18 protein-coding genes and 2 pseudogenes are annotated in these 23,494 nt (G+C 68.5%); 16 read left to right on the forward strand and 4 right to left on the reverse strand.

What is annotated here, in order from left to right:
• Positions 1-10: 10 nt before the first annotated feature.
• The 3 genes from FL583_RS02795 to FL583_RS02805 are packed head-to-tail and all read right to left on the reverse strand — an operon-like array spanning position 11 to position 2,819.
• Positions 11-1,324, reverse strand: a complete 1,314-nt coding sequence (locus FL583_RS02795) for an MATE family efflux transporter (protein ID WP_142702864.1) — start codon at positions 1,322-1,324, stop codon at positions 11-13.
• A gap of 20 nt (positions 1,325-1,344) precedes the next feature.
• Complete coding sequence (locus tag FL583_RS02800) at positions 1,345-2,115, reverse strand: CDP-alcohol phosphatidyltransferase family protein (RefSeq protein ID WP_142702865.1); 771 nt, start codon at positions 2,113-2,115, stop codon at positions 1,345-1,347.
• Positions 2,112-2,819 carry a phosphocholine cytidylyltransferase family protein gene (locus FL583_RS02805; RefSeq protein WP_142702866.1) on the reverse strand — a complete coding sequence of 236 codons (708 nt, stop codon included), beginning with the start codon at positions 2,817-2,819 and terminating at the stop codon, positions 2,112-2,114. Before FL583_RS02805 ends, FL583_RS02800 begins: the two co-directional genes overlap by 4 nt.
• A gap of 810 nt (positions 2,820-3,629) precedes the next feature.
• On the opposite strand from FL583_RS02805, the pseudogene FL583_RS42775 reads away from it, so the two are divergent.
• Both FL583_RS42775 and FL583_RS40725 read left to right on the forward strand, forming a co-directional pair.
• Positions 3,630-3,782, forward strand: a pseudogene (locus tag FL583_RS42775) (pentapeptide repeat-containing protein); the annotation flags it as partial.
• 1,204 nt (positions 3,783-4,986) lie between these two features.
• A complete protein-coding gene (locus FL583_RS40725) occupies positions 4,987-5,181 on the forward strand; it encodes a hypothetical protein (RefSeq protein ID WP_205751848.1) in 195 nt (64 codons plus the stop codon).
• Between the two features lie 92 nt (positions 5,182-5,273).
• On the opposite strand, the pseudogene FL583_RS42780 reads toward FL583_RS40725, so the two are convergent.
• Positions 5,274-5,486 (reverse strand): annotated as a pseudogene (locus FL583_RS42780) (PRC-barrel domain-containing protein); the annotation flags it as partial.
• A 698-nt stretch (positions 5,487-6,184) separates the two neighbouring features.
• On the opposite strand from FL583_RS42780, the gene rpoB reads away from it, so the two are divergent.
• The 14 genes from rpoB to rpsS all read left to right on the forward strand — a co-directional run bounded on the left by rpoB (position 6,185) and on the right by rpsS (position 23,464).
• Positions 6,185-9,616: a DNA-directed RNA polymerase subunit beta gene (gene rpoB / locus FL583_RS02815; RefSeq protein WP_142702868.1), complete on the forward strand. Its 3,432-nt coding sequence runs from the start codon at positions 6,185-6,187 to the stop codon at positions 9,614-9,616.
• A gap of 91 nt (positions 9,617-9,707) precedes the next feature.
• Positions 9,708-13,604: a DNA-directed RNA polymerase subunit beta' gene (locus tag FL583_RS02820; protein WP_142702869.1), complete on the forward strand. Its 3,897-nt coding sequence runs from the start codon at positions 9,708-9,710 to the stop codon at positions 13,602-13,604.
• 112 nt (positions 13,605-13,716) lie between these two features.
• A complete protein-coding gene (locus FL583_RS02825) occupies positions 13,717-14,214 on the forward strand; it encodes a hypothetical protein (protein WP_205751801.1) in 498 nt (165 codons plus the stop codon).
• A gap of 54 nt (positions 14,215-14,268) precedes the next feature.
• A complete protein-coding gene (locus tag FL583_RS02830) occupies positions 14,269-15,342 on the forward strand; it encodes a DUF4190 domain-containing protein (protein ID WP_142702870.1) in 1,074 nt (357 codons plus the stop codon).
• A gap of 485 nt (positions 15,343-15,827) precedes the next feature.
• Positions 15,828-16,202 carry a 30S ribosomal protein S12 gene (gene rpsL / locus FL583_RS02835; protein ID WP_035857832.1) on the forward strand — a complete coding sequence of 125 codons (375 nt, stop codon included), beginning with the start codon at positions 15,828-15,830 and terminating at the stop codon, positions 16,200-16,202.
• A 1-nt stretch (position 16,203) separates the two neighbouring features.
• Positions 16,204-16,674: a 30S ribosomal protein S7 gene (rpsG, locus tag FL583_RS02840; RefSeq protein WP_142702871.1), complete on the forward strand. Its 471-nt coding sequence runs from the start codon at positions 16,204-16,206 to the stop codon at positions 16,672-16,674.
• A 36-nt stretch (positions 16,675-16,710) separates the two neighbouring features.
• Entirely contained in the window at positions 16,711-18,810 is a 2,100-nt protein-coding gene (gene fusA / locus FL583_RS02845) for an elongation factor G (protein ID WP_142702872.1), read from the forward strand.
• Between the two features lie 74 nt (positions 18,811-18,884).
• On the forward strand, positions 18,885-20,078 hold the full coding sequence (tuf, locus tag FL583_RS02850; RefSeq protein ID WP_035857829.1) for an elongation factor Tu: 1,194 nt from the start codon (positions 18,885-18,887) through the stop codon (positions 20,076-20,078).
• 131 nt (positions 20,079-20,209) lie between these two features.
• A complete protein-coding gene (gene rpsJ / locus FL583_RS02855) occupies positions 20,210-20,518 on the forward strand; it encodes a 30S ribosomal protein S10 (protein WP_035857828.1) in 309 nt (102 codons plus the stop codon).
• A gap of 132 nt (positions 20,519-20,650) precedes the next feature.
• Complete coding sequence (gene rplC / locus FL583_RS02860) at positions 20,651-21,319, forward strand: 50S ribosomal protein L3 (RefSeq protein ID WP_142702873.1); 669 nt, start codon at positions 20,651-20,653, stop codon at positions 21,317-21,319.
• Positions 21,316-21,999 carry a 50S ribosomal protein L4 gene (gene rplD, locus FL583_RS02865; protein WP_142702874.1) on the forward strand — a complete coding sequence of 228 codons (684 nt, stop codon included), beginning with the start codon at positions 21,316-21,318 and terminating at the stop codon, positions 21,997-21,999. Before rplC ends, rplD begins: the two co-directional genes overlap by 4 nt.
• Positions 21,996-22,292, forward strand: coding sequence for a 50S ribosomal protein L23 (gene rplW, locus FL583_RS02870; RefSeq protein ID WP_142702875.1), 297 nt, complete (start codon positions 21,996-21,998; stop codon positions 22,290-22,292). The genes rplD and rplW overlap by 4 nt, the downstream gene beginning before the upstream one ends.
• A gap of 42 nt (positions 22,293-22,334) precedes the next feature.
• Complete coding sequence (gene rplB, locus FL583_RS02875; protein WP_142702876.1) at positions 22,335-23,171, forward strand: 50S ribosomal protein L2; 837 nt, start codon at positions 22,335-22,337, stop codon at positions 23,169-23,171.
• 11 nt (positions 23,172-23,182) lie between these two features.
• A complete protein-coding gene (rpsS, locus tag FL583_RS02880; protein WP_073259060.1) occupies positions 23,183-23,464 on the forward strand; it encodes a 30S ribosomal protein S19 in 282 nt (93 codons plus the stop codon).
• The last annotated feature ends 30 nt before the right edge of the window (positions 23,465-23,494 follow it).

The raw sequence follows: 23,494 nt of genomic DNA on the forward strand, positions 1-23,494 counted from the left end.
CGGTCGCCGGTCATCGTACGGGCGTGGGTCCGGCGGTCTCGTCGGCAACCGTCGTCGGAGTGATCGCCTCCGGAGCCTCGGGCTCCGCCGCACCGGTCTCGGCCAGCCGACGCAGGGCCTTCCGGTAGAGGACGATCATCACCACCAGGCCGACCGCGGACCCGAACGCCATGCCCGCGGCTGCGCCGCGGAGGTCGAACCACAGCGTTCCGAGCACCAGGCCCGTGCACTGGGCCACGCAGAACACCGCGTACTGCACGAACAGACTGCGGACGCGTTGCATGCCGCGAAGTGCGGCGGTGAACGGAACCTGGACGAGGTAAATCAGAGCCTGCAGCGCGACCGGGAACGCGATAGTGCCGGCGTCGGCGTACTTGGGCAGGATCGCGTCCAGCAGCGGACCGGCCAGCGGCGACAGCGCGACCGGCACCAGGCCGCAGAGCACGGTCGCGCTCAGGGCCTTGCGGACGAGGCGGCTGACACCGGCCACGTCGCCCGCACCGGCCAGCCGGGACATCCGAGGCACCAGAAGGCTCGACACGGCCATCTGGAGGTTCTGAGCGGGCATCAGCAGCCCGTACTGCGCCGCCCGGAGCATCGCCAGCGCGGCCGGCGCGAGTAGCCCGGTGACCAACGTGTACACGAGCTGCACCTGCGCCTGGCCGAGCAGCGCGGTGGCCGTCATCCAGCCGGACAGGTGCCGGGTCTCGCGGATCCAGCCCCGCAGGTTGCCGCCGAAGATGTTGAAGACGTTGATCCGGGCCCGGATCAGGAACGAGAACGCGCCCGCGACCCCGCCGGCGCCCCAGGCGCAGAGGAACACCGCGCCGTCGCGGAACCCGGCGCCGAGCAGCACGGCCAGCAGCACGGCCTGGACGCCGATGTACGTCAGGTCGGAGATCAGCGCCCGCTCCGGACGTCGCGCCGAGAGGAACGCGTACCGACCGGCGTCGTGCACGAGGACGAACGGTAGGAACGGCGCGAGCCAGATCAACTCGCTCAGGAAGCTCGGCCCGCTGGCCCAGGCGACGACCGCGAGCACCGACGCGATCAGCCCGAACGCGCCGGCGGTCTTCGTCGCGTCGGTGGCCTGGCGGGCCCGCTCGGAGTCGCCGTAGCGGGCCGAGTACGTCAGTAACACGTCACCGACCAGGGCCCGGGCGATGCCGATCGCGAAGTAGCCGACGCCGATCGCGAACAGCACCGCGCCGGCGTGGGCGGGGGTGAGGAACGGCAGGACGAGCAGGCCGGTCGCGGCGTTGGCCCCGGCGCTGACCAGCTGATCAGCGAGCCCGGCGGTGGTGTTCCCGCGGAGCCTCCGCACTACCGACCTCATGGGTGACGTCAGGCCTCGGTGTCGTTAGGGGCCACCAGCCCGGCCGTGCGCGCCGACTGCCCGATGCTGGCGAGGAGGAAGAGCCCGTTCACGACGGAGAACGCGGCCATCAGCCAGGGCGTCCAGCCCGGCAGGAACGCGATCACCACACCGCATACGGTCACCACCGCACCGTAGTCCCGCACGAGTTTGATGATGCGGACGGGCAGGGATTTCGACGTCATGAGGCTCGCGGACGCGGTGTCCGTCGAGGCCAGAACCGAGGTCACGAGGTTGATCATCCAGGTGCCGGCAAACACCGCGACCAGCCACGCCGGTACGTCGGGCGTGTGCGCGACCGCGGTCGCCGAGATCGCCGCGACCAGCGAGATCTGCACGGCGACGTCGCACAGGATGTCGACCCGGGCGCCGGCCGGGCCGGCCCGGCCGGTGACGCGGGCCAGCTGACCGTCGGAGCAGTCGAGGCTGTAGGCGAGGTGCCAGGCGAGCAGCGCGGCGACGCCGAGCAACCACGACGAGACGTCGCCGCGGGCCGCGGCGGGCGCGAGCCCGACGACGGCGGCCGAGGCGCCCAGGCCGAGTGCGAGGTTGATCAGCGTGAGCGCGGACGGAGCCAGCCGCAGCCGGTAGGCGACGACGGCGAGGACCGCGCCGATGCGCTGGTTGATCGTCTCGGTGAACAGCCCGCCGCCGCGGTTGCGGGCCAGGAAGTCGGCCGCGGTCGGCCGGGTCTTCTCGGGTGCGCCGCTTCCGGCTTCGTGGGTTACCGGGGGCGTCATCGGGTCTCGACTTCCAGTTCGTTGGCTCGGGCGAGGTCGGCGTCGAAGTCGACTTCGACGACGCCGAAGCGGGAGATGTCCACGGCGCGGTACCTGCTCCCGGCGTCGGCGATCGCGGTTTCCACACCACGCTCGAAGTAGTCCTGATCATCGCAGGATTCGAGGTGGGTCACGAGCGTCGCCTTGTCGTCGGCGGAGACGTAGTTGATGCCGACGGCCTCGCCGAGCGCACCCTCGCGGACCTGCTTGGAGAGGTCTTTGACGTACCCGTCGCCGTCGAGCGTGTACTTGACCTCCTCGTCGGCCACCGACTCGGTGTTGACGCAGATGAAGCTCTCTTTTTTCTCCACCTCGGCGGCGACGGCCTCCAGCAGCCCGTCGACGAAGACGACGTCGCCGTTGAGCCAGAGCACGCCGCCGGGCGAGGAGAGCCGGAGTGCCTTCAGCAGGCTCTTGCAGGTGTTCGTCTGGTCGTAGACCTCGTTGTAGACGTATTTGACGTCCGGCGCGGCCTCCATGATCAGGTCCATCTTGAAGCCGACGACGATCGTGACCCGGGCCTGACCGCCGAACGCCGCGTCGATGCGGTCGAGCTGGTGACGCAGGATGCTCTTTCCGTCGCGCAGCGGCGTCAGGGTCTTGGGGTGCGGACGTCCGAGCCGCGTGCCCAGCCCGGCCGCGAGGATCACCACCTGCGGCGCCATGAATTCATCAGCTCCTCATCGTCCGGCCACCTCGCGGGAGAGGGTAGCGCTTCGGGGTCGGTCCACCGGCGGTCGGGAAGGGGCCTGTGGACACTCTGTGGTTACCCCGCTGACAGGTGTCGATCATTCCGACTTCCGGTCGCGGACACCTGATGTTCCCGAAGCTGGGTCGAACGGTGGCCGTCCGGAGGATCACCGGGGCGGTGATCCTCCGGTAGGGGCTCAGCGCTTGGGGGAGCGGTGGCGGCCGACGTGGTCGGCCGGGGGCTCGGTTGTTGCTGGGGTGTCGTCGGCCTCGGGCGGGAGGGTCACCGGTCGGAAGTCGAGGGAGACCGGGCCCGGTCCGAACGGACCGGAGTCCGTGCCGGGTGCTTCGTCCGTCGGGCTCTTTTTCGACGGAGGGGAGGGCTGAGTTCTGGTGGCCGGCCGGTCGGTCGGCGCTGGGGTTTTCTGGTCGACGGGTGGCCGGGAGGTGTCGCCGGCGGTAGCGCGGGTTGCGTCGGCGGGCGGGGGGGTGTTCGGGGTCGGTCTGTTGACGTGGAAGCCGCTGGCGATGGGGCCGGTGCCTCGGGTGGAGGAGTGGGTGGTTTCGGCTTCGTGGGGGGTGTTCGGCGAGGGGGCGGGTGAGCGGTTGATCTCGCGGGCGCCCGTGGAGGCGCCGCTCGCGCCGGGCGCGTTGCGCTGAGGAGCGCTGGGCGCGTTGCGTGGGGGAGTGCCGGGCTCGTTGCGCGGGGGAGTGCCGGGTGTGCCGCGGGAGGGTGCGCCGAGCGTCTGTGTACTGGCCGGTGGCGCGCCAATTGAGGACGCGCCGATCTGAGACGCGCCGATCTGAGACGTACCGATCTGAGACGCACCGATCTGAGATGCGCCGATTGGGGGTGCGCCGGTCGGGGATGCACCGGTCGGGGGTGCACCGACGGGGGGCGCGCCGAGCGGGGGTGCGCCCACTGGGGGTGCGCCTAGTGGGGGGCCGGCTAGCGGCGGGGCGCCGAAGGGGGATGGGCCCGGGCGGGATGCGCCGGGTGGGGGTGTGTCTAGCTGAGATCCGGTGGGCGGGATCGGATCGCGGAGGAAGTCGCGCGGGGCCTGGGCGCGTGGGCCGGTGGGTGGAGCGTCACCCGAGGGCGGGCGGTCCCAGTGGGAACGGTCCGGCGCGTGGAGATCCGGCGCATTGGGCTCGGCACCCCGGCCGCCTCGGCCAGGGCCTTCCGAGGCCCGGCCGCTCCGAGTGGAACCGTCTGAGGCCTGGCCGCTTCGAGTGGGACCGTCTGAGACGCGGCCGGGCCGAGCGGGACCTTCCGGTGCGCGGACGCTCCCGTCGGGGCCTTCGGAGGCGCGAGTGCCTCGGCCGGGCCCGTCCAGCCCCGGTGCAGGCCGGAAGCCGGAGTCGCCACGGTAAGCGGATCCACCCTGACCAGCTAAGCCATCACGGTCGTCGCGGAAAGCGGAGCGGTCGCGGCCGCCGCCCTCGCGGAAATCCGAGCCGTCGCGGCCACCCGGGCCGTCGGAGAAAGCGGAGCCGCCTCGGCCAACAGACCCGTCCCGCCCGCTGGACCCGTCCCGCCCGCTGGACCCGTCCCGCCCGCGGTACCCGTCCCGCCCACCGGAGCCGTCCCGCCCATCGCTGCCATCCCCCCCACCGGAACTGTCACGGAAAGCGGAGCCGTCCCCCTCACCCGAGCCGTCACGGAAAGCGGAACCGTCTCGGAAAGCTGAGCCATCTCGGAAAGCGGAGCCAACTCGGAAAGCTGAGCCGTCGCGGGGCGCGTCCTCGTCTCGGAGCGAGGAGCCCCTCCGGAACGACCCGTCGGCCCGGTCCGGCGCCTCCTCGCGGGAGCGCACGTCGCCCTCCGCCGCGGAGTCAGCGCGGAACGGCCCGTCCGACCGTGGCCCGGAGCCACCCCGGGCGGCCGGCCCGGCCCACGGAGGAAGCCCCTCGTCGTGGGCGCGCGTCTCCCCAGCGCTCTCCGAGCGCCCGGAACCGCCCCACGAAGCACCGCCATCCGGTCGGAACCCGTCCTCAGTGCGACCGCGGTCGTCCCGATCCCACGACCGACCCTCGTCGCCCCCCGACTCGACCCCGCGCGACCGCTCCCCTGACCGAGGCTCATCCGAATCCCCCTCGTCGGCAGCCTGCGACGGAAGATCCAGAATCTCGAAACTCCCCGTGAACGGGTCGTCCTCCGGCAACTCCGCCCGCACCGGACGCGGAACGTCCGCGACCCCCTCCTCCCCGTGCGGCACGTCGTCCGCCAGCCCGTCCAGCGCCGTAGCCCCTCCGAACGCGCTGATCCGCCCGGTCGTCTCCGGGTCGTCCTCGGCCACCACCGGCGCGGCCGCCGCCGGCGCCTCGACCCCGTAGTGCCGGTACAGCCCGAGCTCCTGCTCCGGGGTCAGGCCGCCGAACGGGCCGCCCGGCTCCAGCTCCGGCGCGCTCTTGACGAGGGCCTTGTCGAACGGCAGCTGCAGGCGCTCGCCGTCCAGCGTCGCCGACGCGACCGGGACGAAGCTCTCCTTGTTGCCGAACAGCCCCGTGTGCACGGTCACCCACTGGGGTGCCTGGGTCCGGTTGTCGAGGTAGACCTGACCGATCTTCCCGAGCTTGCTGCCTGTCGCGTCATACGCCGTCGCATGCACGAGCGCCTGCGCATGCTCCTGTGTCAACACGGTTGTTGCCTCCGCGGTCTACGTCGATCGACCGTCTACGTCGACCAACCGGCCAAGGTACCCATCCTCGGAAAGCCCTAACTCGTCGCCAGGTGTGAGGTGAAACGCTCACGGAGGGCGTCGAGTTCGGCCAGGGGACGATATCCGTCGCTCCGCGTCAGGAGTCGACCTGAGTCACACCCGACGCAACCGTCGCGAAGTGGTGCATCGACTACTTCCGGCACGTCACTCGCGGGAGCCGATCCGCGCCTCTCCAGCGCATCATCCGGGTGGCCAGGTGGGGTCTCAGCCGGTGAGGTATCCCCCCACCTGGGGCGCGCCTCTTGACGTGGCGGACCGGCACAGGCACGCTCTTCTCGTAGCGCGCAGCTAGTGCACACGCTTCGTGGCTGTGCGTGACGGGCAAGAGAAAGTACGGGCCTGTAATTTCGGTCCGGTAGGTCGGGCCGGCTCCCGTCGTCCCCCCGATGTTTCGCCGCAGGCTCGCCGCGGGGAACACGGTTCAACCGGGAGTGTGGTTCGAGCGGTTGACAAACGGGGTGTCATGCCGCCTGCCTGGGGATTCGACAGTAGTGTGCCTTGCGGCTACACTGCTAGTTTGCGCTGCCTTCTGCCTTTCGCACCTCCATTTGCTGGGGGTCGATAGGAGTGCGCGCACGACGACCGTTCGGATCCGCAGGTCCTCGGAAGGACGCATCTTGGCAGTCTCCCGCCCCGGCACAAACACTCCTCCCCGCACCGCCGCCGGCAAGCCGCAACGCATCTCGTTCGGGAAGATCGCCGAACAGCTCGAGGTGCCGAACCTGCTGGCACTCCAGACGGACTCGTTCGACTGGTTGGTCGGCAACGACGCCTGGCGGTCCCGGGTTACTGGCGACCCGTCGTCGGTTGCCGGTCTCGACGAAATTCTGACGGAGATCTCCCCGATCGAGGACTTCTCGGGGTCGATGTCCCTCTCCTTCTCCAACCCGCGCTTCGAAGAGGTCAAGGCCTCGATCGAGGAGTGCAAGGAGAAGGACCTCACCTACTGCGCTCCGCTGTTCGTGACGGCGGAGTTCACGAACAACACCACTGGCGAGATCAAGAGCCAGACCGTGTTCATGGGCGACTTCCCGATGATGACGCCCAAGGGCACGTTCATCATCAACGGCACCGAGCGCGTCGTCGTCTCCCAGCTCGTGCGCTCGCCGGGCGTGTACTTCGACCGGCAGCCCGACAAGACCTCCGACAAGGACGTCACCAACGTCAAGGTGATCCCGAGCCGGGGCGCCTGGCTGGAGTTCGACGTCGACAAGCGCGACACGATCGGCGTCCGGATCGACCGGAAGCGCCGGCAGGCCGTGACGGTCCTGCTGAAGGCCCTCGGGTGGACGCCGGAGCGCATCCGGGAGCGCTTCGCGCACTCGGAGATCGTGCTCGCGACGCTCGAGAAGGACCACGTCCAGACCCAGGACGAGGCGCTGCTCGACATCTACCGCAAGCTGCGTCCGGGCGAGCCGCCGACGCGCGAGAACGCGCAGACGCTGCTCGACAACCTCTTCTTCAACCCGAAGCGGTACGACCTGGCCAAGGTCGGTCGCTACAAGGTGAACAAGAAGCTGGAAGTCGGGGTGCCGATCACGACCGGCGTCCTCACCGAGGACGACATCGTCGCGACGATCGACTACCTGGTGAAGCTGCACGTCGGCGAGCCCGACTACGAGTCGGACGACATCGACCACTTCGGTAACCGTCGTCTGCGTACGGTCGGCGAGCTGATCCAGAACCAGGTCCGCGTCGGCCTCTCCCGCATGGAGCGGGTCGTCCGCGAGCGGATGACGACTCAGGACGTCGAGGCGATCACGCCGCAGACGCTGATCAACATCCGGCCGGTCGTCGCCTCCATCAAGGAGTTCTTCGGCACCAGCCAGCTGTCGCAGTTCATGGACCAGACCAACCCGCTGGGTGGCCTCACCCACCGGCGCCGCCTGTCGGCGCTGGGCCCCGGTGGTCTGTCCCGTGAGCGCGCCGGCTTCGAGGTCCGCGACGTGCACCCCAGCCACTACGGCCGGATGTGCCCGATCGAGACCCCGGAAGGCCCGAACATCGGTCTGATCGGTGCGCTCTCGACGTTCGCGCGGGTCAACCCGTTCGGCTTCATCGAGACGCCGTACCGCAAGGTGGAAGACGGCGTCGTCACGTCGCAGATCGACTACCTGACCGCGGACGAGGAAGACCGGTACGTCAAGGCCCAGGCGAACGCCATCCTGGACGCGACCGGCCGCTTCACCGAAGACCGCGTCCTGGTCCGCCGTAAGGGCGGTGAGGTCGACTACGTGCCCGGCACCGAGGTCGACTACATGGACGTCTCGCCGCGGCAGATGGTCTCGGTCGCGACCGCGATGATCCCGTTCCTCGAGCACGACGACGCGAACCGCGCCCTGATGGGTGCGAACATGCAGCGTCAGGCCGTGCCGCTGCTCCGTAGCGAGTCGCCGCTGGTCGGCACCGGTATGGAGGCGCGGGCCGCGCAGGACGCCGGTGACGTCGTGCTGGCCGAGCAGGCCGGTGTGGTCGAAGACGTCTGCGCGGACTACGTCACGCTGATGCACGACGACGGCACCCGCCGCACGTACCTGCTGCACAAGTTCCGTCGCTCGAACCAGGGCACCGCCATCAACCAGCGCCCGCTGGTCGAGGAGGGGCAGCGGATCGAGAAGGGCGGCGTCATCGCCGACGGTCCCTGCACCGACGAGGGCGAGATGGCGCTCGGCAAGAACCTGCTGGTCGCGTTCATGCCGTGGGAGGGCCACAACTACGAGGACGCGATCATCCTCAGCCAGCGTCTGGTCCAGGACGACGTCCTCACCTCGATCCACATCGAGGAGCACGAGGTCGACGCCCGCGACACGAAGCTGGGCGCCGAGGAGATCACCCGGGACATCCCGAACGTCTCCGAGGAGGTCCTGGCCGACCTCGACGAGCGGGGCATCGTTCGGATCGGGGCCGACGTCACCACCGGCGACATCCTGGTCGGCAAGGTCACCCCGAAGGGTGAGACCGAGCTGACCCCGGAGGAGCGGCTGCTCCGCGCGATCTTCGGTGAGAAGGCGCGCGAGGTCCGCGACACGTCGCTGAAGGTGCCGCACGGTGAGTCCGGCAAGGTCATCGGCGTCAGCGTGTTCAGCCGGGACGAGGGCGCCGAGCTCTCGCCGGGCGTGAACGAGCTGGTCCGGGTCTACGTCGCCCAGAAGCGGAAGATCCAGGACGGCGACAAGCTCGCCGGCCGGCACGGCAACAAGGGCGTCATCTCGAAGATCCTCCCGGCCGAGGACATGCCGTTCCTCGAGGACGGCACGCCGGTCGACATCGTGCTCAACCCGCTCGGTGTCCCCGGACGGATGAACCTCGGTCAGGTCCTGGAGACCCACCTCGGGTGGATCGCCTCCCAGGGCTGGAAGGTCGAGGGTGACGAGGCCTGGTCCAAGGAGCTGCGGCGGATCGGGGCCGACGAGGCCGAGCCGAACGTCAACACCGCCACCCCGGTGTTCGACGGTGCTCGCGAGGAGGAGATCACCGGGCTGCTGGCCTCGACGATCCCGAACCGCGACGGCGACCGCATGGTCGGCTCGACCGGCAAGGCCCGACTCTTCGACGGCCGCTCCGGCGAGCCGTTCCCGGAGCCGGTCAGCGTCGGTTACATCTACATCCTGAAGCTGCTCCACCTGGTCGACGACAAGATCCACGCCCGGTCGACCGGTCCGTACTCGATGATCACGCAGCAGCCGCTGGGTGGTAAGGCGCAGTTCGGTGGCCAGCGCTTCGGTGAGATGGAGTGCTGGGCGATGCAGGCCTACGGCGCCGCCTACGCCCTGCAGGAACTGCTCACGATCAAGTCCGACGACGTGCTCGGCCGCGTGAAGGTCTACGAGGCCATCGTCAAGGGCGAGAACATCCCGGAGCCGGGCATTCCGGAGTCGTTCAAGGTTCTGCTCAAGGAGCTCCAGTCGCTCTGCCTGAACGTCGAGGTCCTCTCGTCGGACGGCGTGGCGCTGGAGATGCGTGACTCGGACGACGAGGTCTTCCGGGCCGCGGAGGAGCTGGGCATCGACCTGTCTCGCCGCGAGCCGAGCAGCGTCGAAGAGGTGTGATGGTCGCGGGGAGGTGGCGACAGCAGCCGCCGCCTCCCCGCAATGAGGGTCAGAGCTTTACCAAAAACCTCTAGCAGAGGGACTGAAACACGTGCTTGACGTCAACTTCTTTGACGAGCTGCGTATTGGCCTCGCGACGGCCGACGACATCCGTCAGTGGTCGCACGGCGAGGTGAAGAAGCCGGAGACCATCAACTACCGCACCCTGAAGCCCGAGAAGGACGGCCTCTTCTGCGAGAAGATCTTCGGCCCCACCCGGGACTGGGAGTGCTACTGCGGTAAGTACAAGCGCGTCCGGTTCAAGGGCATCATCTGTGAGCGCTGCGGCGTCGAGGTGACCCGGGCCAAGGTCCGCCGTGAGCGGATGGGCCACATCGAGCTGGCCGCGCCCGTCACGCACATCTGGTACTTCAAGGGCGTCCCGAGCCGGCTGGGCTACCTGCTCGACCTGGCTCCCAAGGACCTCGAGAAGATCATCTACTTCGCGGCCTACCTGATCACGGGCGTCGACACCGAGGCCCGCCACCGTGACATGTCGACGATCGAGGCCGAGATCGCGGTCGAGCGTCGTCGCGTGGAGGAGCGCCGGGACGCCGACATCGACGTCCGGGCCAAGAAGCTCGAGGCCGACCTGGCCGAGCTCGAGGCCGAGGGCGCGAAGAGCGACGTCCGCCGGAAGGTGAAGGAGGGCGGCGAGCGCGAGATGCGCCAGCTGCGCGACCGTGCGCAGCGGGAGATCGACCGCCTCGACGAGGTCCTCGACACGTTCCGCAAGCTCGAGGTCAAGCAGCTGATCCCGGACGAGCTCCTCTTCCGTGAGCTGCGCGACCGCTTCGGCGAGTACTTCACCGGTGGCATGGGCGCCGAGGCGCTGCAGAAGCTGCTGGAGGGCTTCGACCTGGACGCCGAGGCCGAGAGCCTCCGCGAGACGATCCGCTCGGGCAAGGGTCAGAAGAAGATCCGCGCGCTCAAGCGGCTCAAGGTCGTGGCCGCGTTCCTGAACACCCGTAACTCGCCCATGGGCATGGTGCTCGACTGCATCCCGGTGATCCCGCCGGACCTGCGGCCGATGGTCCAGCTCGACGGTGGCCGCTTCGCCACCAGCGACCTGAACGACCTGTACCGCCGGGTGATCAACCGGAACAACCGGCTCAAGCGTCTGCTCGACCTGGGCGCTCCGGAGATCATCGTCAACAACGAGAAGCGGATGCTGCAGGAGGCCGTCGACGCGCTGTTCGACAACGGCCGCCGCGGCCGGCCGGTCACCGGCCCGGGCAACCGTCCGCTGAAGTCGCTGTCCGACATGCTCAAGGGCAAGCAGGGCCGGTTCCGCCAGAACCTGCTCGGCAAGCGCGTCGACTACTCCGGCCGTTCGGTCATCGTCGTCGGCCCGCAGCTCAAGCTGCACCAGTGCGGCCTGCCGCGCTACATGGCGCTCGAGCTGTTCAAGCCGTTCGTGATGAAGCGTCTGGTCGACCTGAACCACGCGCAGAACATCAAGTCGGCCAAGCGGATGGTCGAGCGGGCCCGCCCGGTCGTGTGGGACGTGCTCGAGGAGGTCATCTCCGAGCACCCGGTGCTGCTCAACCGCGCACCGACCCTGCACCGTCTGGGCATCCAGGCCTTCGAGCCCCAGCTGGTCGAGGGCAAGGCGATCCAGATCCACCCGCTCGTCTGCACCGCGTTCAACGCGGACTTCGACGGTGACCAGATGGCGGTGCACCTGCCGCTGTCGGCCGAGGCGCAGGCCGAGGCCCGGGTGCTGATGCTGTCGAGCAACAACATCCTGTCGCCGGCGTCGGGTCGTCCGATCACGTCGCCGACCCAGGACATGGTGCTCGGCCTCTACCACCTCACCGCGGTCCGCGAGGGTCGCGTCGGCGAGGGCCGGGTCTTCGGGTCCGACGCCGAGGCCGTGATGGCGTACGACCTGGGTGAGCTCAACCTGCAGACCCCGGTCAAGATCCGGATCGACGGTGCCCCGCGGGTCGACAACGGCCCCGGCAAGGAGCCGTGGGTCGCGCCGGAGGGCTGGGAGCCGGGTTCGACGCTGCTCGTCGACACCACGCTCGGCCGGGTGTTCTTCAACGAGACGCTCCCGACCGACTACCGGTTCGTCAACTACGAGGTGCGCAAGCCGCAGCTCTCGGCGATCGTCAACGACCTCGCCGAGCGGTACCCGAAGGTGCAGGTCGCCGCGACGCTGGACGCCCTCAAGGCGTACGGCTTCCGGTGGGCCACCCGGGCCGGCGTCACGATCTCGATCGACGACGTCGTCACGCCGCCGACCAAGCCGGAGATCCTCGACCGCTACGAGAAGGACGCCGACAAGATCGAGCGTCAGTACCAGCGCGGTGTGATCACCGGTGAGGAGCGCCGCCAGGAGCTCATCGAGATCTGGACCAAGGCGACGAACGAGGTCGCCAAGGCCATGGAGGCGAACTTCCCGGAGACGAACCCGATCTGGATGATGGTCAACTCGGGTGCCCGAGGAAACATGATCCAGGTCCGGCAGATCGCCGGTATCCGTGGTCTGGTCGCCAACCCCAAGGGTGAGACGATCCCGCGTCCGATCAAGTCCTCGTTCCGCGAGGGCCTGTCGGTGCTGGAGTACTTCATCTCCACCCACGGTGCCCGTAAGGGTCTGGCCGACACCGCGCTGCGTACCGCCGACTCGGGTTACCTGACCCGTCGTCTGGTCGACGTGTCGCAGGACGTCATCATCCGCGAGGAGAACTGCGGCACCGAGCGTGGTGTGTCGGTTCCGATCGCGACCGAGGGCGCCGACGGCACGCTCACCAAGCACCAGCACGTCGAGACGAACTCGTACGCCCGGACGCTCGCGACCGACGCGAAGAGCCCGGACGGCGTCGTGGTGGCCCCGGCCGGGTCCGACCTCGGCGACGTCCTGATCGACGCGCTGGTCAAGGCCGGAGTCAAGGACGTCAAGGTCCGCTCGGTGCTGACCTGCGAGTCGGCGATGGGTGTGTGCTCGTACTGCTACGGGCGTTCGCTCGCGACCGGCAAGCTGGTCGACGTCGGCGAGGCGGTCGGCATCATCGCCGCCCAGTCGATCGGTGAGCCCGGCACCCAGCTGACGATGCGTACCTTCCACACCGGTGGTGTGGCCGGTGACGACATCACGCAGGGTCTGCCGCGTGTGGTCGAGCTGTTCGAGGCCCGTGTCCCCAAGGGCAAGGCCCCGATCGCCGAGACCGCCGGACGCATCCGGATCGAAGAGACCGAGAAGTCGCGGAAGATCGTCATCGTCCCGGACGACGGGACCGAGGAGATCGCCTACGACAAGCTCTCCCGGCGCGTGCGGATGCGCGTGGCCGACGGCGAGCACGTCACGGTGGGCCAGCAGCTCACCGACGGTGTGGTCGACCCGCACGAGGTGCTCCGCATCCAGGGCCCGCGCGCGGTGCAGCTGCACCTGGTCAACGAGGTCCAGAACGTGTACCGGTCGCAGGGCCAGCCGATCCACGACAAGCACGTCGAGATCATCGTCCGGCAGATGCTCCGCCGGGTGATCATCATCGACTCGGGGGCCACCGAGTTCCTGCCCGGTGCCCCGGTCGAGCGGCCGGTCTTCGAGAACGAGAACCGTCGGGTGGTGGCCGAGGGCGGCGAGCCGGCTTCGGGTCGTCCGATCCTGATGGGTATCACCAAGGCGTCGCTGGCGACCGAGTCGTGGCTCTCGGCGGCCTCCTTCCAGGAGACCACCCGGGTGCTCACCGACGCGGCGATCAACGCGCGCAGCGACTCGCTGATCGGTCTCAAGGAGAACGTGATCATCGGAAAGCTGATCCCGGCGGGTACCGGCATCTCCCGGTACCGCAACATCCGGGTGGAGCCGACCGAGGAAGCGCGGGCTCAGGTGTACTCGATGACGCCGTACGACGACGTCGAGTACGGCGGTTTCGGCACCGGCTCCGGCCAGGCCGTCCCGCTGGACGACTTCGACTACGGGTCGTTCAACCGCTGATCCTCTGATCAGCGCCGCGGGCCGCTCGGGGTACTCCCGGGCGGCCCGCGGCCGTTGAGAACAGGGATCATGGCACCATGTTGTGTCCGGTGTTCAGCGCAGGGAGGTGACGATGGCCGAGGTTTCCCCCTCGCCGTGGGCCCGGCCCGCGCCGGGTCAGGCTCCGGCCGAGATCGCCTTGACCGTGCCGGGCACGCCGGAGATCCTGCAGTCCCCGTCGGCTCCGCCTCCGGTCGTTCCGGCGACGTTGCTGCCGCCGCCTCGTCCGAGCGAGCAGATTCCGACGGGGGAGCGGCACCCGCAGGATCCGGACGAGGCGCCGTCGAGCAAAGCGACCGCGGTGCTGGCGCTGGGCATCGTCGGGGTGCTGCTGATGTTCTGCGGCGGTGGCCTGATCCCGGGGCTGGCCGGGCTGCTGATGGTCCGGTCGGCGCGCACCGAGATCGCCGCCGCGGCGGGCTTCCTGACCGGCGGCCGGGCGTTGCGGGCCGGGGAGATCCTGAGCTGGATAGCGGTGGCGGTGAGCGCGGTCGTGATCGTGGCCGTGGTGATCGGTCTGTTGATCGGGTCCGTGGGCAACGGGCCGCAGTACGACGAGAACGTCAATTGATGGCGGGCCCGTGGCAAGGCGCGAGCGATCGAGCCGCGTCGAACGAGGAGAGACATGACTGAGCCGAACCAGCCCTACGATCCGCGGGATCCGCGCAATCAGGGGCGCCCTGGGGAGGAGTCGCAGCCGCCGAGCGGGTTCAGCTTCCCCGACTACAACAACCCCTCCGCGCCGCCTGCCCCGCAGGCCCCCAACTTCAGCGTTCCCGACTACGGCCAGGCCCCCGACAGCCCGTACGGGCAGCCGGCGACCCCGCCGCCCTCGTACGGCGACCCGAACCAGAACCAGTACGGCGGCGGCCAGTACGGCAGCGGCGGCACCCAGTACGGGGGCGCCCAATATGGGGGCACCCAGTACGGCAGCAGCACCGGCGGTCAGTACGGCAACGAGGGCAACCAGTACGGCAGCAACCCGCCGTCGTACGGCCAGCAGCCGCCGCCGTCCGCGCCGACGTCCGGCTACGGCTCGCCCTGGGGCGCGGGCGCCGACCAGACCCCGGGCTACGACCCGAACAACCCGGCCGCTCCGACGTCGGGCTACGGCTCCGGCTACGGCTCCACGCCGGCCGACCCGACGTCCGGGTACGGCGCCGGTCCGGCCGCACCGACGTCCGGCTACGGCGCGGCGCCGACGTCGGGCTACGGCGCCAACCCCACGTCGGGCTACGGCGCGGGTTCCCCGTCGTACGGGTACGACCCCAACAACCCGGCCGCTCCGACGTCCGGGTACGGCGCCGGTCCGGCCGCACCGACCTCGGGCTACGGCGCACCGGGCTACCCCTCGCAGCCCGGCTACCCGACCTCGGGGGCGTACGGGGCACCCGGCGGTGGCTACGGGACGCCCGGCCCGCAGAAGGAGCAGCTGGCGCTCCCGGCGATGATCGCGGGCATCGTGTCCGCGGTGCTCTCGCTCGCGAGCTGCTGCACGTTCTTCATCGGGTTCCTGCCGATCATCGCCGGCATCGTGGCGGTCGTGCTCGGTTACATGAGCCAGAAGAAGATCAACGAGTCCGGCGGCACGCTGGGCGGCCGCCAGCAGGCTCTGACCGGCATGATCGCCGGCGGCGTCGGCGTCGGCCTGTCGATCATCTTCATCATCGTGAACATCGTGTTCATCGCGAGCAACTGACGCCGTAACACCGAACCGCCCGGCGAAGGCCGGGCGGTTCGGTGTGTCCGGGAATGCCAACGCACCATGGCGGGTTGTGGCAGGTCGGGGAAGCCCGAGGTAATGTTATTCGCGGTGCCTACTCGTAGTGCGAGCTACGAACGGTGACCAGGTCAGGAACGTCGGAAGGGTCGGTTCGCCGTCACTCCGGTGAACGAGACACACGACCGGCTGTAACACGCACTACCGGAGCCCGGCAAGAGGGCTGTGGTAGCCGTTTTGACCTGTGGTCGAGCCGTGGGTAGTCTTGGTTTTCGTGCCTGGGTGCTGCCTGGGCATGCACGTGCGCCCTCTGCCGGGTGCACGGCCTCCCTGGGGGTCTGCTCGCAGACTCTGGGCCTGCGGCCGGCGCGACACGCCCGACCGCGGGGGTCGGAGGAGCCGGACATCTGGCGCAACACGACAGCATTAAGCAGGGCAACAGACGAGAAGAAAGCGGAGACCCCGTGCCCACGATCCAGCAGTTGGTCCGCAAGGGCCGGCAGGACAAGGTCGAGAAGACCAAGACTCCTGCGCTCAAGGGCAGCCCGCAGCGCCGTGGCGTGTGCACGCGCGTTTACACCACCACGCCCAAGAAGCCGAACTCGGCTCTGCGCAAGGTGGCGCGTGTCAAGTTGAGCAGTGGCGTCGAGGTCACCGCGTACATCCCGGGCGTTGGTCACAACCTCCAGGAGCACTCGATCGTGCTCGTCCGTGGCGGTCGTGTGAAGGACCTGCCCGGCGTTCGCTACAAGATCATCCGCGGCTCGCTCGACACCCAGGGTGTCCGCAACCGCAAGCAGGCCCGCAGCCGCTACGGCGCGAAGAAGGAGAAGAGCTGATATGCCCCGCAAGGGTCCCGCTCCTAAGCACGCGGTCGTCATCGACCCCGTGTACAACTCGCCGCTCGTCACGCAGCTGATCAACAAGGTCCTGCTGAGCGGTAAGCGGTCCGTGGCGGAGCGCATCGTGTACGGAGCTCTCGAAGGCGCCAAGGAGAAGTCCGGCAACGACCCGGTGGTCACGCTCAAGCGTGCGCTCGACAACGTGAAGCCGGCTCTCGAGGTCAAGAGCCGCCGCGTCGGTGGTGCGACCTACCAGGTGCCCGTCGAGGTCAAGCCGGGCCGGGCCACCACGCTGGCGCTGCGGTGGCTGATCACCTACAGCCGGGCTCGTCGTGAGAAGACGATGACCGAGCGGCTGATGAACGAACTTCTGGACGCGAGCAACGGTCTCGGCGCGAGCGTCAAGCGCCGCGAAGACACGCACAAGATGGCCGACTCCAACAAGGCCTTCGCGCACTACCGCTGGTAATCCGCGTCCCGCACTCGAAGCTGAAAGGCAAGGCAGATGGCTGGCAACAACGCCGCCCTGGCCAAGGTCCGCAACATCGGGATCATGGCCCATATCGACGCGGGCAAGACCACCACGACCGAGCGGATCCTGTTCTACACCGGTATCAACTACAAGATCGGTGAAGTCCACGATGGCGCCGCCACCATGGACTGGATGGAGCAGGAGCAGGAGCGCGGCATCACGATCACGTCGGCCGCGACGACCTGCTACTGGCACGACCACCGGATCAACATCATCGACACGCCGGGTCACGTCGACTTCACGGTCGAGGTGGAGCGGTCGCTGCGGGTGCTCGACGGTGCGGTCGCGGTCTACGACGGTGTTGCCGGTGTCGAGCCCCAGACCGAGAACGTCTGGCGTCAGGCGGACAAGTACCACGTCCCGCGGATGTGCTTCGTCAACAAGCTCGACCGCACGGGCGCGGACTTCTTCCGTTGCGTCCAGATGATGATCGACCGGCTGAACTCCACGCCGGCCGTCCTGCAGATCCCGATCGGGCTCGAGGGCGACCACATCGGCGTCGTCGACCTGGTGGGTATGCGCGCGCTGACCTGGCGTGGCGAGACCCAGAAGGGCGAGGACTACGCGGTCGAGGAGATCCCGGCGGATCTGGTCGACCAGGCCAACGAGTGGCGCGAGAAGCTGCTCGAGACGATGTCCGACGTCGACGACTCGATCGCCGAGGCCTACCTCGAGGGCGAAGAGATCTCGGTCGAGACGCTGAAGGCCGCGATCCGTCGCGCGACCCTGGCCGACAAGGTCAACCCGGTCGTCTGCGGCTCCGCGTTCAAGAACAAGGGCGTCCAGCCCATGCTCGACGCGGTCGTCGACTTCCTGCCGAGCCCGCTCGACCTCCCGTCGATCGACGGCACGAAGATGGACGGCGAGACCCCGGACTCCCGGCACTCGGACGACAAGGAGCCGTTCAGCGCTCTGGCGTTCAAGATCCAGTCCGACAAGCACCTCGGCACGCTGACCTACCTCCGGGTCTACTCCGGCCGGTTGGACGCGGGCACCCAGGTGATCAACTCGACCAAGGACCGCAAGGAGCGGGTCGGGAAGATCTACCAGATGCACGCGATCAAGCGTGAGGAGCTGCCCAGCGTCGGCGCCGGCGACATCGTCGCGGTGCAGGGCCTGAAGCAGACGACGACCGGCGACACGCTGAGCGACCCGTCGAACCCGATCATCCTCGAGTCGATGACGTTCCCGGACCCGGTCATCGAGGTCGCGATCGAGCCGAAGACCAAGGCTGACCAGGAGAAGCTGGGCACCGCGATCCAGAAGCTCGCGCAGGAAGACCCGACGTTCAAGGTCCACAACGACGAAGAGACCGGTCAGACGGTCATCGGCGGCATGGGCGAGCTGCACCTCGAGGTGCTGGTCGACCGCATGCGGCGCGAGTTCAACGTCGAGGCCAACGTCGGTAAGCCGCAGGTGGCCTACCGCGAGACGATCCGCCGGGTCGTCGAGGGCCACGAGTTCACCCACAAGAAGCAGACGGGTGGCTCGGGTCAGTTCGCGAAGGTCAAGATCGATCTGGCTCCGATCCCGCAGGACGGCGACGCGCCTTCCTACGAGTTCGAGAACAAGGTCACCGGTGGCCGCGTGCCGCGGGAGTACATCCCGTCGGTCGACGCCGGCGCCCAGGACGCCATGCAGTACGGCGTGCTGGCCGGTTACCCGCTCGTCGGCATCAAGTTCACGCTGGTCGACGGTCAGTACCACGAGGTCGACTCTTCCGAGATGGCCTTCAAGATCGCCGGTTCGATGGCGCTCAAGGAAGCGGCCCGCAAGGCCGACCCCGCGCTGCTCGAGCCGATGATGGCCGTCGAGGTCACGACGCCCGAGGAGAACATGGGCGACGTGATCGGCGACCTCAACTCGCGGCGCGGCCAGATCCAGGCGATGGAGGAGCGCGGCGGTGCCCGCGTCGTCCGCGCCCTGGTTCCGCTCTCCGAGATGTTCGGCTACGTCGGAGACCTCCGGTCGAAGACCCAGGGCCGGGCGAGCTACTCCATGCAGTTCGACTCCTACGCCGAGGTTCCTCAGAACGTCGCGAAGGAGATCATCGCCAAGGCAACGGGCGAATAAAGCCCTAGCAAGGCGATACCCGACCCCACGTCGCACGGCGTACCACCAGATTCAGTCCACAGGAGGAAAGACCAGTGGCGAAGGCGAAGTTCGAGCGGACGAAGCCGCACGTCAACATCGGCACCATCGGTCACATCGACCACGGCAAGACGACGCTGACCGCGGCCATCACCAAGGTCCTGCACGACAAGTACCCGGACATCAACCCCTTCACGCCGTTCGACCAGATCGACAAGGCGCCGGAGGAGCGGCAGCGCGGTATCACGATTTCGATCGCGCACGTCGAGTACCAGACCGAGGCGCGTCACTACGCGCACGTCGACTGCCCGGGTCACGCTGACTACATCAAGAACATGATCACCGGTGCCGCCCAGATGGACGGCGCGATCCTGGTCGTGTCCGCGACGGACGGCCCGATGCCGCAGACCAAGGAGCACGTGCTCCTGGCCCGCCAGGTCGGCGTTCCGTACATCGTCGTCGCCCTGAACAAGGCCGACGTCGTGGACGACGAGGAGATCCTGGAGCTCGTCGAGCTCGAGGTGCGGGAGCTGCTCAACCAGTACGAGTTCCCGGGTGACGACGCTCCGATCGTTCGTGTCTCGGCGCTGAAGGCGCTCGAGGGCGACGCCGAGTGGGGCGAGAAGATCATCGAGCTCATGACCGCGGTCGACGAGACCATCCCGGAGCCCGAGCGGGACCTCGACAAGCCGTTCCTCATGCCGATCGAGGACGTCTTCACGATCACCGGTCGCGGTACGGTCGTCACCGGCCGTGTCGAGCGGGGTGTGCTGAAGGTCAACGAGACCGTCGACATCGTCGGCATCAAGGAGACCAAGCAGACCACCACGGTCACCGGCGTCGAGATGTTCCGCAAGCTGCTCGACGAGGCCCGGGCCGGCGAGAACGTCGGTCTGCTCCTCCGCGGCATCAAGCGCGAGGACGTCGAGCGCGGCCAGGTCGTCATCAAGCCGGGCACCACGACTCCGCACACGGAGTTCGAGGCGACCGTCTACATCCTCAGCAAGGACGAGGGTGGGCGCCACACGCCGTTCTTCAACAACTACCGGCCGCAGTTCTACTTCCGTACCACGGACGTGACCGGCGTCGTGACCCTCCCCGAGGGCACGGAGATGGTCATGCCGGGTGACAACACCGACATGTCGGTGAAGCTCATCCAGCCCGTCGCCATGGAGAACAACCTGCGGTTCTCGATCCGCGAGGGTGGTCGGACCGTCGGCGCCGGCCGCATCAGCAAGATCAACAAGTAGTAGTCCGTGGGGGCCGGCAGGCCCCTGCGTGGCGCGGCGGTCGGGTCGCAAGTGACTCGGCCGCCGCGCCACGCGGACCACTATCCGGCAGCCACCCCACCCCCGGCGTAACAGACAGGACTGAAGGTTCCATGGCGGGACAGAAGATCCGCATCCGGCTCAAGGCCTACGACCACGAGGTCATCGACAGCTCGGCGCGGAAGATCGTCGACACGGTGATCCGTACCGGTGCTTCGGTTGCGGGCCCCGTGCCGCTGCCGACGGAGAAGAACATCTACTGCGTGATCCGCTCGCCGCACAAGTACAAGGACTCCCGCGAGCACTTCGAGATGCGGACCCACAAGCGGCTGATCGACATCCTCGACCCGACGCCGAAGACCGTCGACTCGCTCATGCGTCTCGACCTCCCGGCCGGCGTCGACATCGAGATCAAGCTCTAAGGACGTAGTAGCGCTCGGGTTCGGACTCAGAACCCGACAACGCATTACGGGCACACGACCGAAGGACACGCCCGGCCGCTGAAAAACGCAGGCCGGGAGAGGATCCGGACCCAAGAGAGTCGGAAAGAAGAGATGGACAGGCAGATCAAGGGGATCCTGGGCGAGAAGCTCGGCATGACCCAGGTCTTCGACGAGAACAACCGGATCGTTCCGGTGACCGTCGTCGCGGCCGGGCCGAATGTCGTGACCCAGGTTCGCACCCCCGAACGTGACGGCTACTCCGCGGTCCAGGTCGCTTACGGCGCCATCGACCCGCGGAAGGTGAACAAGCCGGAGAGCGGCCACTTCAAGGGCGCCGGCGTCACCCCGCGGCGGCACCTGGTCGAGATCCGCACGACCGACGCGGCCGAGTTCGAGGTCGGCCAGGAGATCTCCGCGGAGATCTTCGAGGCGGGCATCAAGGTCGACGTCGTCGGCACCAGCAAGGGCAAGGGCAACGCGGGTGTCATGAAGCGTCACGGCTTCAAGGGCCTCGGCGCCGGCCACGGTACCCAGCGCAAGCACCGCGCGCCGGGTTCGATCGGCGGCTGCGCGACCCCGGGCCGTGTCTTCAAGGGCCTCCGCATGGCGGGCCGCATGGGTGGTGTCCGCACCACCACGATGAACCTCAGCGTCCACCGCGTCGACGCAGAGAAGGGCCTGATCCTGGTCAAGGGCGCTGTGCCCGGGCCCAAGGGCGGCCTGGTGCTGATCCGCACCGCCGCCAAGACCTCGCTTGGTAAGGGCGGAGTGGCGAAGTGACCACGATTGACATCGTCGACGCCGGCGGCAAGAAGACCGGCACTGCCGACCTGCCCGCCGAGATCTTCGACGTGACCACGAACATCCCGCTGATCCACCAGGTCGTGGTGGCGCAGCAGGCGGCGGCCCGTCAGGGCACGCACAAGACCAAGACCCGCGGGGAGGTGTCCGGCGGTGGGGCCAAGCCCTACAAGCAGAAGGGCACCGGCCGCGCCCGTCAGGGCTCGACCCGCGCGCCGCAGTTCACCGGCGGTGGCGTCGTCCACGGCCCGCAGCCGCGCGACTACTCGCAGCGGACGCCCAAGAAGATGAAGGCTGCTGCCCTCCGGGGTGCGCTCTCCGACCGGGCCCGCGGCGGCCGCGTGCACGTGATCGAGTCGCTGCTGGCCGGCGACGTGCCGTCCACCAAGGACGCGGTCAAGGCGCTCGGCAACCTGTCCAGCTCGCGGCACGTGCTGGTGGTCGTCGCCCGCGGCGACCGCAACAGCTGGCTGTCGGTGCGGAACATCGCCGAGGTGCACGTCCTGGCGCCCGACCAGCTCAACACCTACGACGTGCTGATCAGCGACGACGTGGTGTTCACCAAGGACGCGTACGACCAGTTCGTGTCCGGCGCGGCCTCCGGCGCTACTGCGAAGGCCAGCTCGGCCGAGCTCGAGACCGAGGAGAACGACAAGTGATTTACGACCCGCGCGACATCCTGCTCGCTCCGGTCGTCTCGGAGAAGAGCTACGGCCTCCTGGACGAGAACAAGTACACGTTCTACGTGCGGCCCGACGCGAACAAGACCCAGATCAAGATCGCGGTCGAGCAGGTGTTCAACGTCAAGGTCACGGCGGTCAACACGCTGAACCGCGAGGGGAAGCGCAAGCGGACCAAGTTCGGCACTGGTAAGCGGAAGGACACCAAGCGCGCGATCGTGAGCCTCGCGCCCGGTGACCGCATCGAGATCTTCGGGGGGCCGGTCTCCTGAGGGGGCCGGACCACATCGAGGATCGAGAGCTGAGGGATACAGATGGGCATCCGCAAATACAAGCCGACGACGCCGGGCCGGCGTGGGTCGAGCGTCGCCGACTTCGTCGAGATCACCCGTGACCACCCGGAGAAGTCGCTGGTCCGGCCGCTGCACAGCAAGGGCGGACGGAACGCGCACGGCCGGGTCACCACCCGTCACCAGGGCGGTGGACACAAGCGCGCGTACCGGCTGATCGACTTCCGCCGGGCCGACAAGGACGGCGTGCCGGCCAAGGTCGCTCACATCGAGTACGACCCGAACCGCACCGCCCGCATCGCGCTGCTGCACTTCGTGGACGGCGAGAAGCGTTACATCGTCGCGCCGAACAAGCTGCGCCAGGGCGACCGGGTCGAGACCGGTCCGGGCGCTGACATCAAGCCGGGCAACAACCTGCCGCTGCGCAACATTCCGGTCGGTACGGTCGTGCACGCGATCGAGCTCCGGCCCGGTGGCGGCGCCAAGATCGCCCGCTCCGCCGGTGCGAGCGTCCAGCTCGTCGCGAAGGACGGCCCCTACGCCCAGCTGCGTATGCCGTCCGGCGAGATCCGCAACGTCGACGCCCGCTGCCGTGCCACGGTCGGCGAGGTCGGCAACGCCGAGCAGTCGAACATCAACTGGGGTAAGGCCGGCCGCATGCGGTGGAAGGGCAAGCGCCCGACCGTCCGCGGTGTCGCGATGAACCCGATCGACCACCCGCACGGTGGTGGTGAGGGCAAGACCTCCGGTGGTCGTCACCCGGTGAACCCCAAGGGCAAGCCCGAGGGGCGCACTCGCCAGGCCAACAAGGCCAGCGACAAGTTCATCGTCCGCCGCCGCAAGACCAACAAGAAGCGCTGAGGTCGTAACCCATGCCCCGCAGCTTGAAGAAGGGCTACTTCGTCGACGACCACCTGATCAAGAAGGTGGACGCGCAGAACGCCCGGGGAACCAAGAACGTCATCAAGACCTGGTCGCGTCGCTCGACCATCACGCCGGAGATGATCGGCCACACGCTGGGCGTCCACGACGGACGCAAGCACGTGCCGGTGTTCGTCACCGAGGCGATGGTCGGCCACAAGCTGGGCGAGTTCTCGCCGACCCGTACTTTCAAGGGTCACGAGAAGGACGACCGCAAGAGCCGCCGCCGCTGACGCGGACCCAGGTTGCGTTCGGTAGCCCGG

The organism is Cryptosporangium phraense, from assembly GCF_006912135.1.
In the GTDB taxonomy this organism is placed as follows: domain Bacteria; phylum Actinomycetota; class Actinomycetes; order Mycobacteriales; family Cryptosporangiaceae; genus Cryptosporangium; species Cryptosporangium phraense.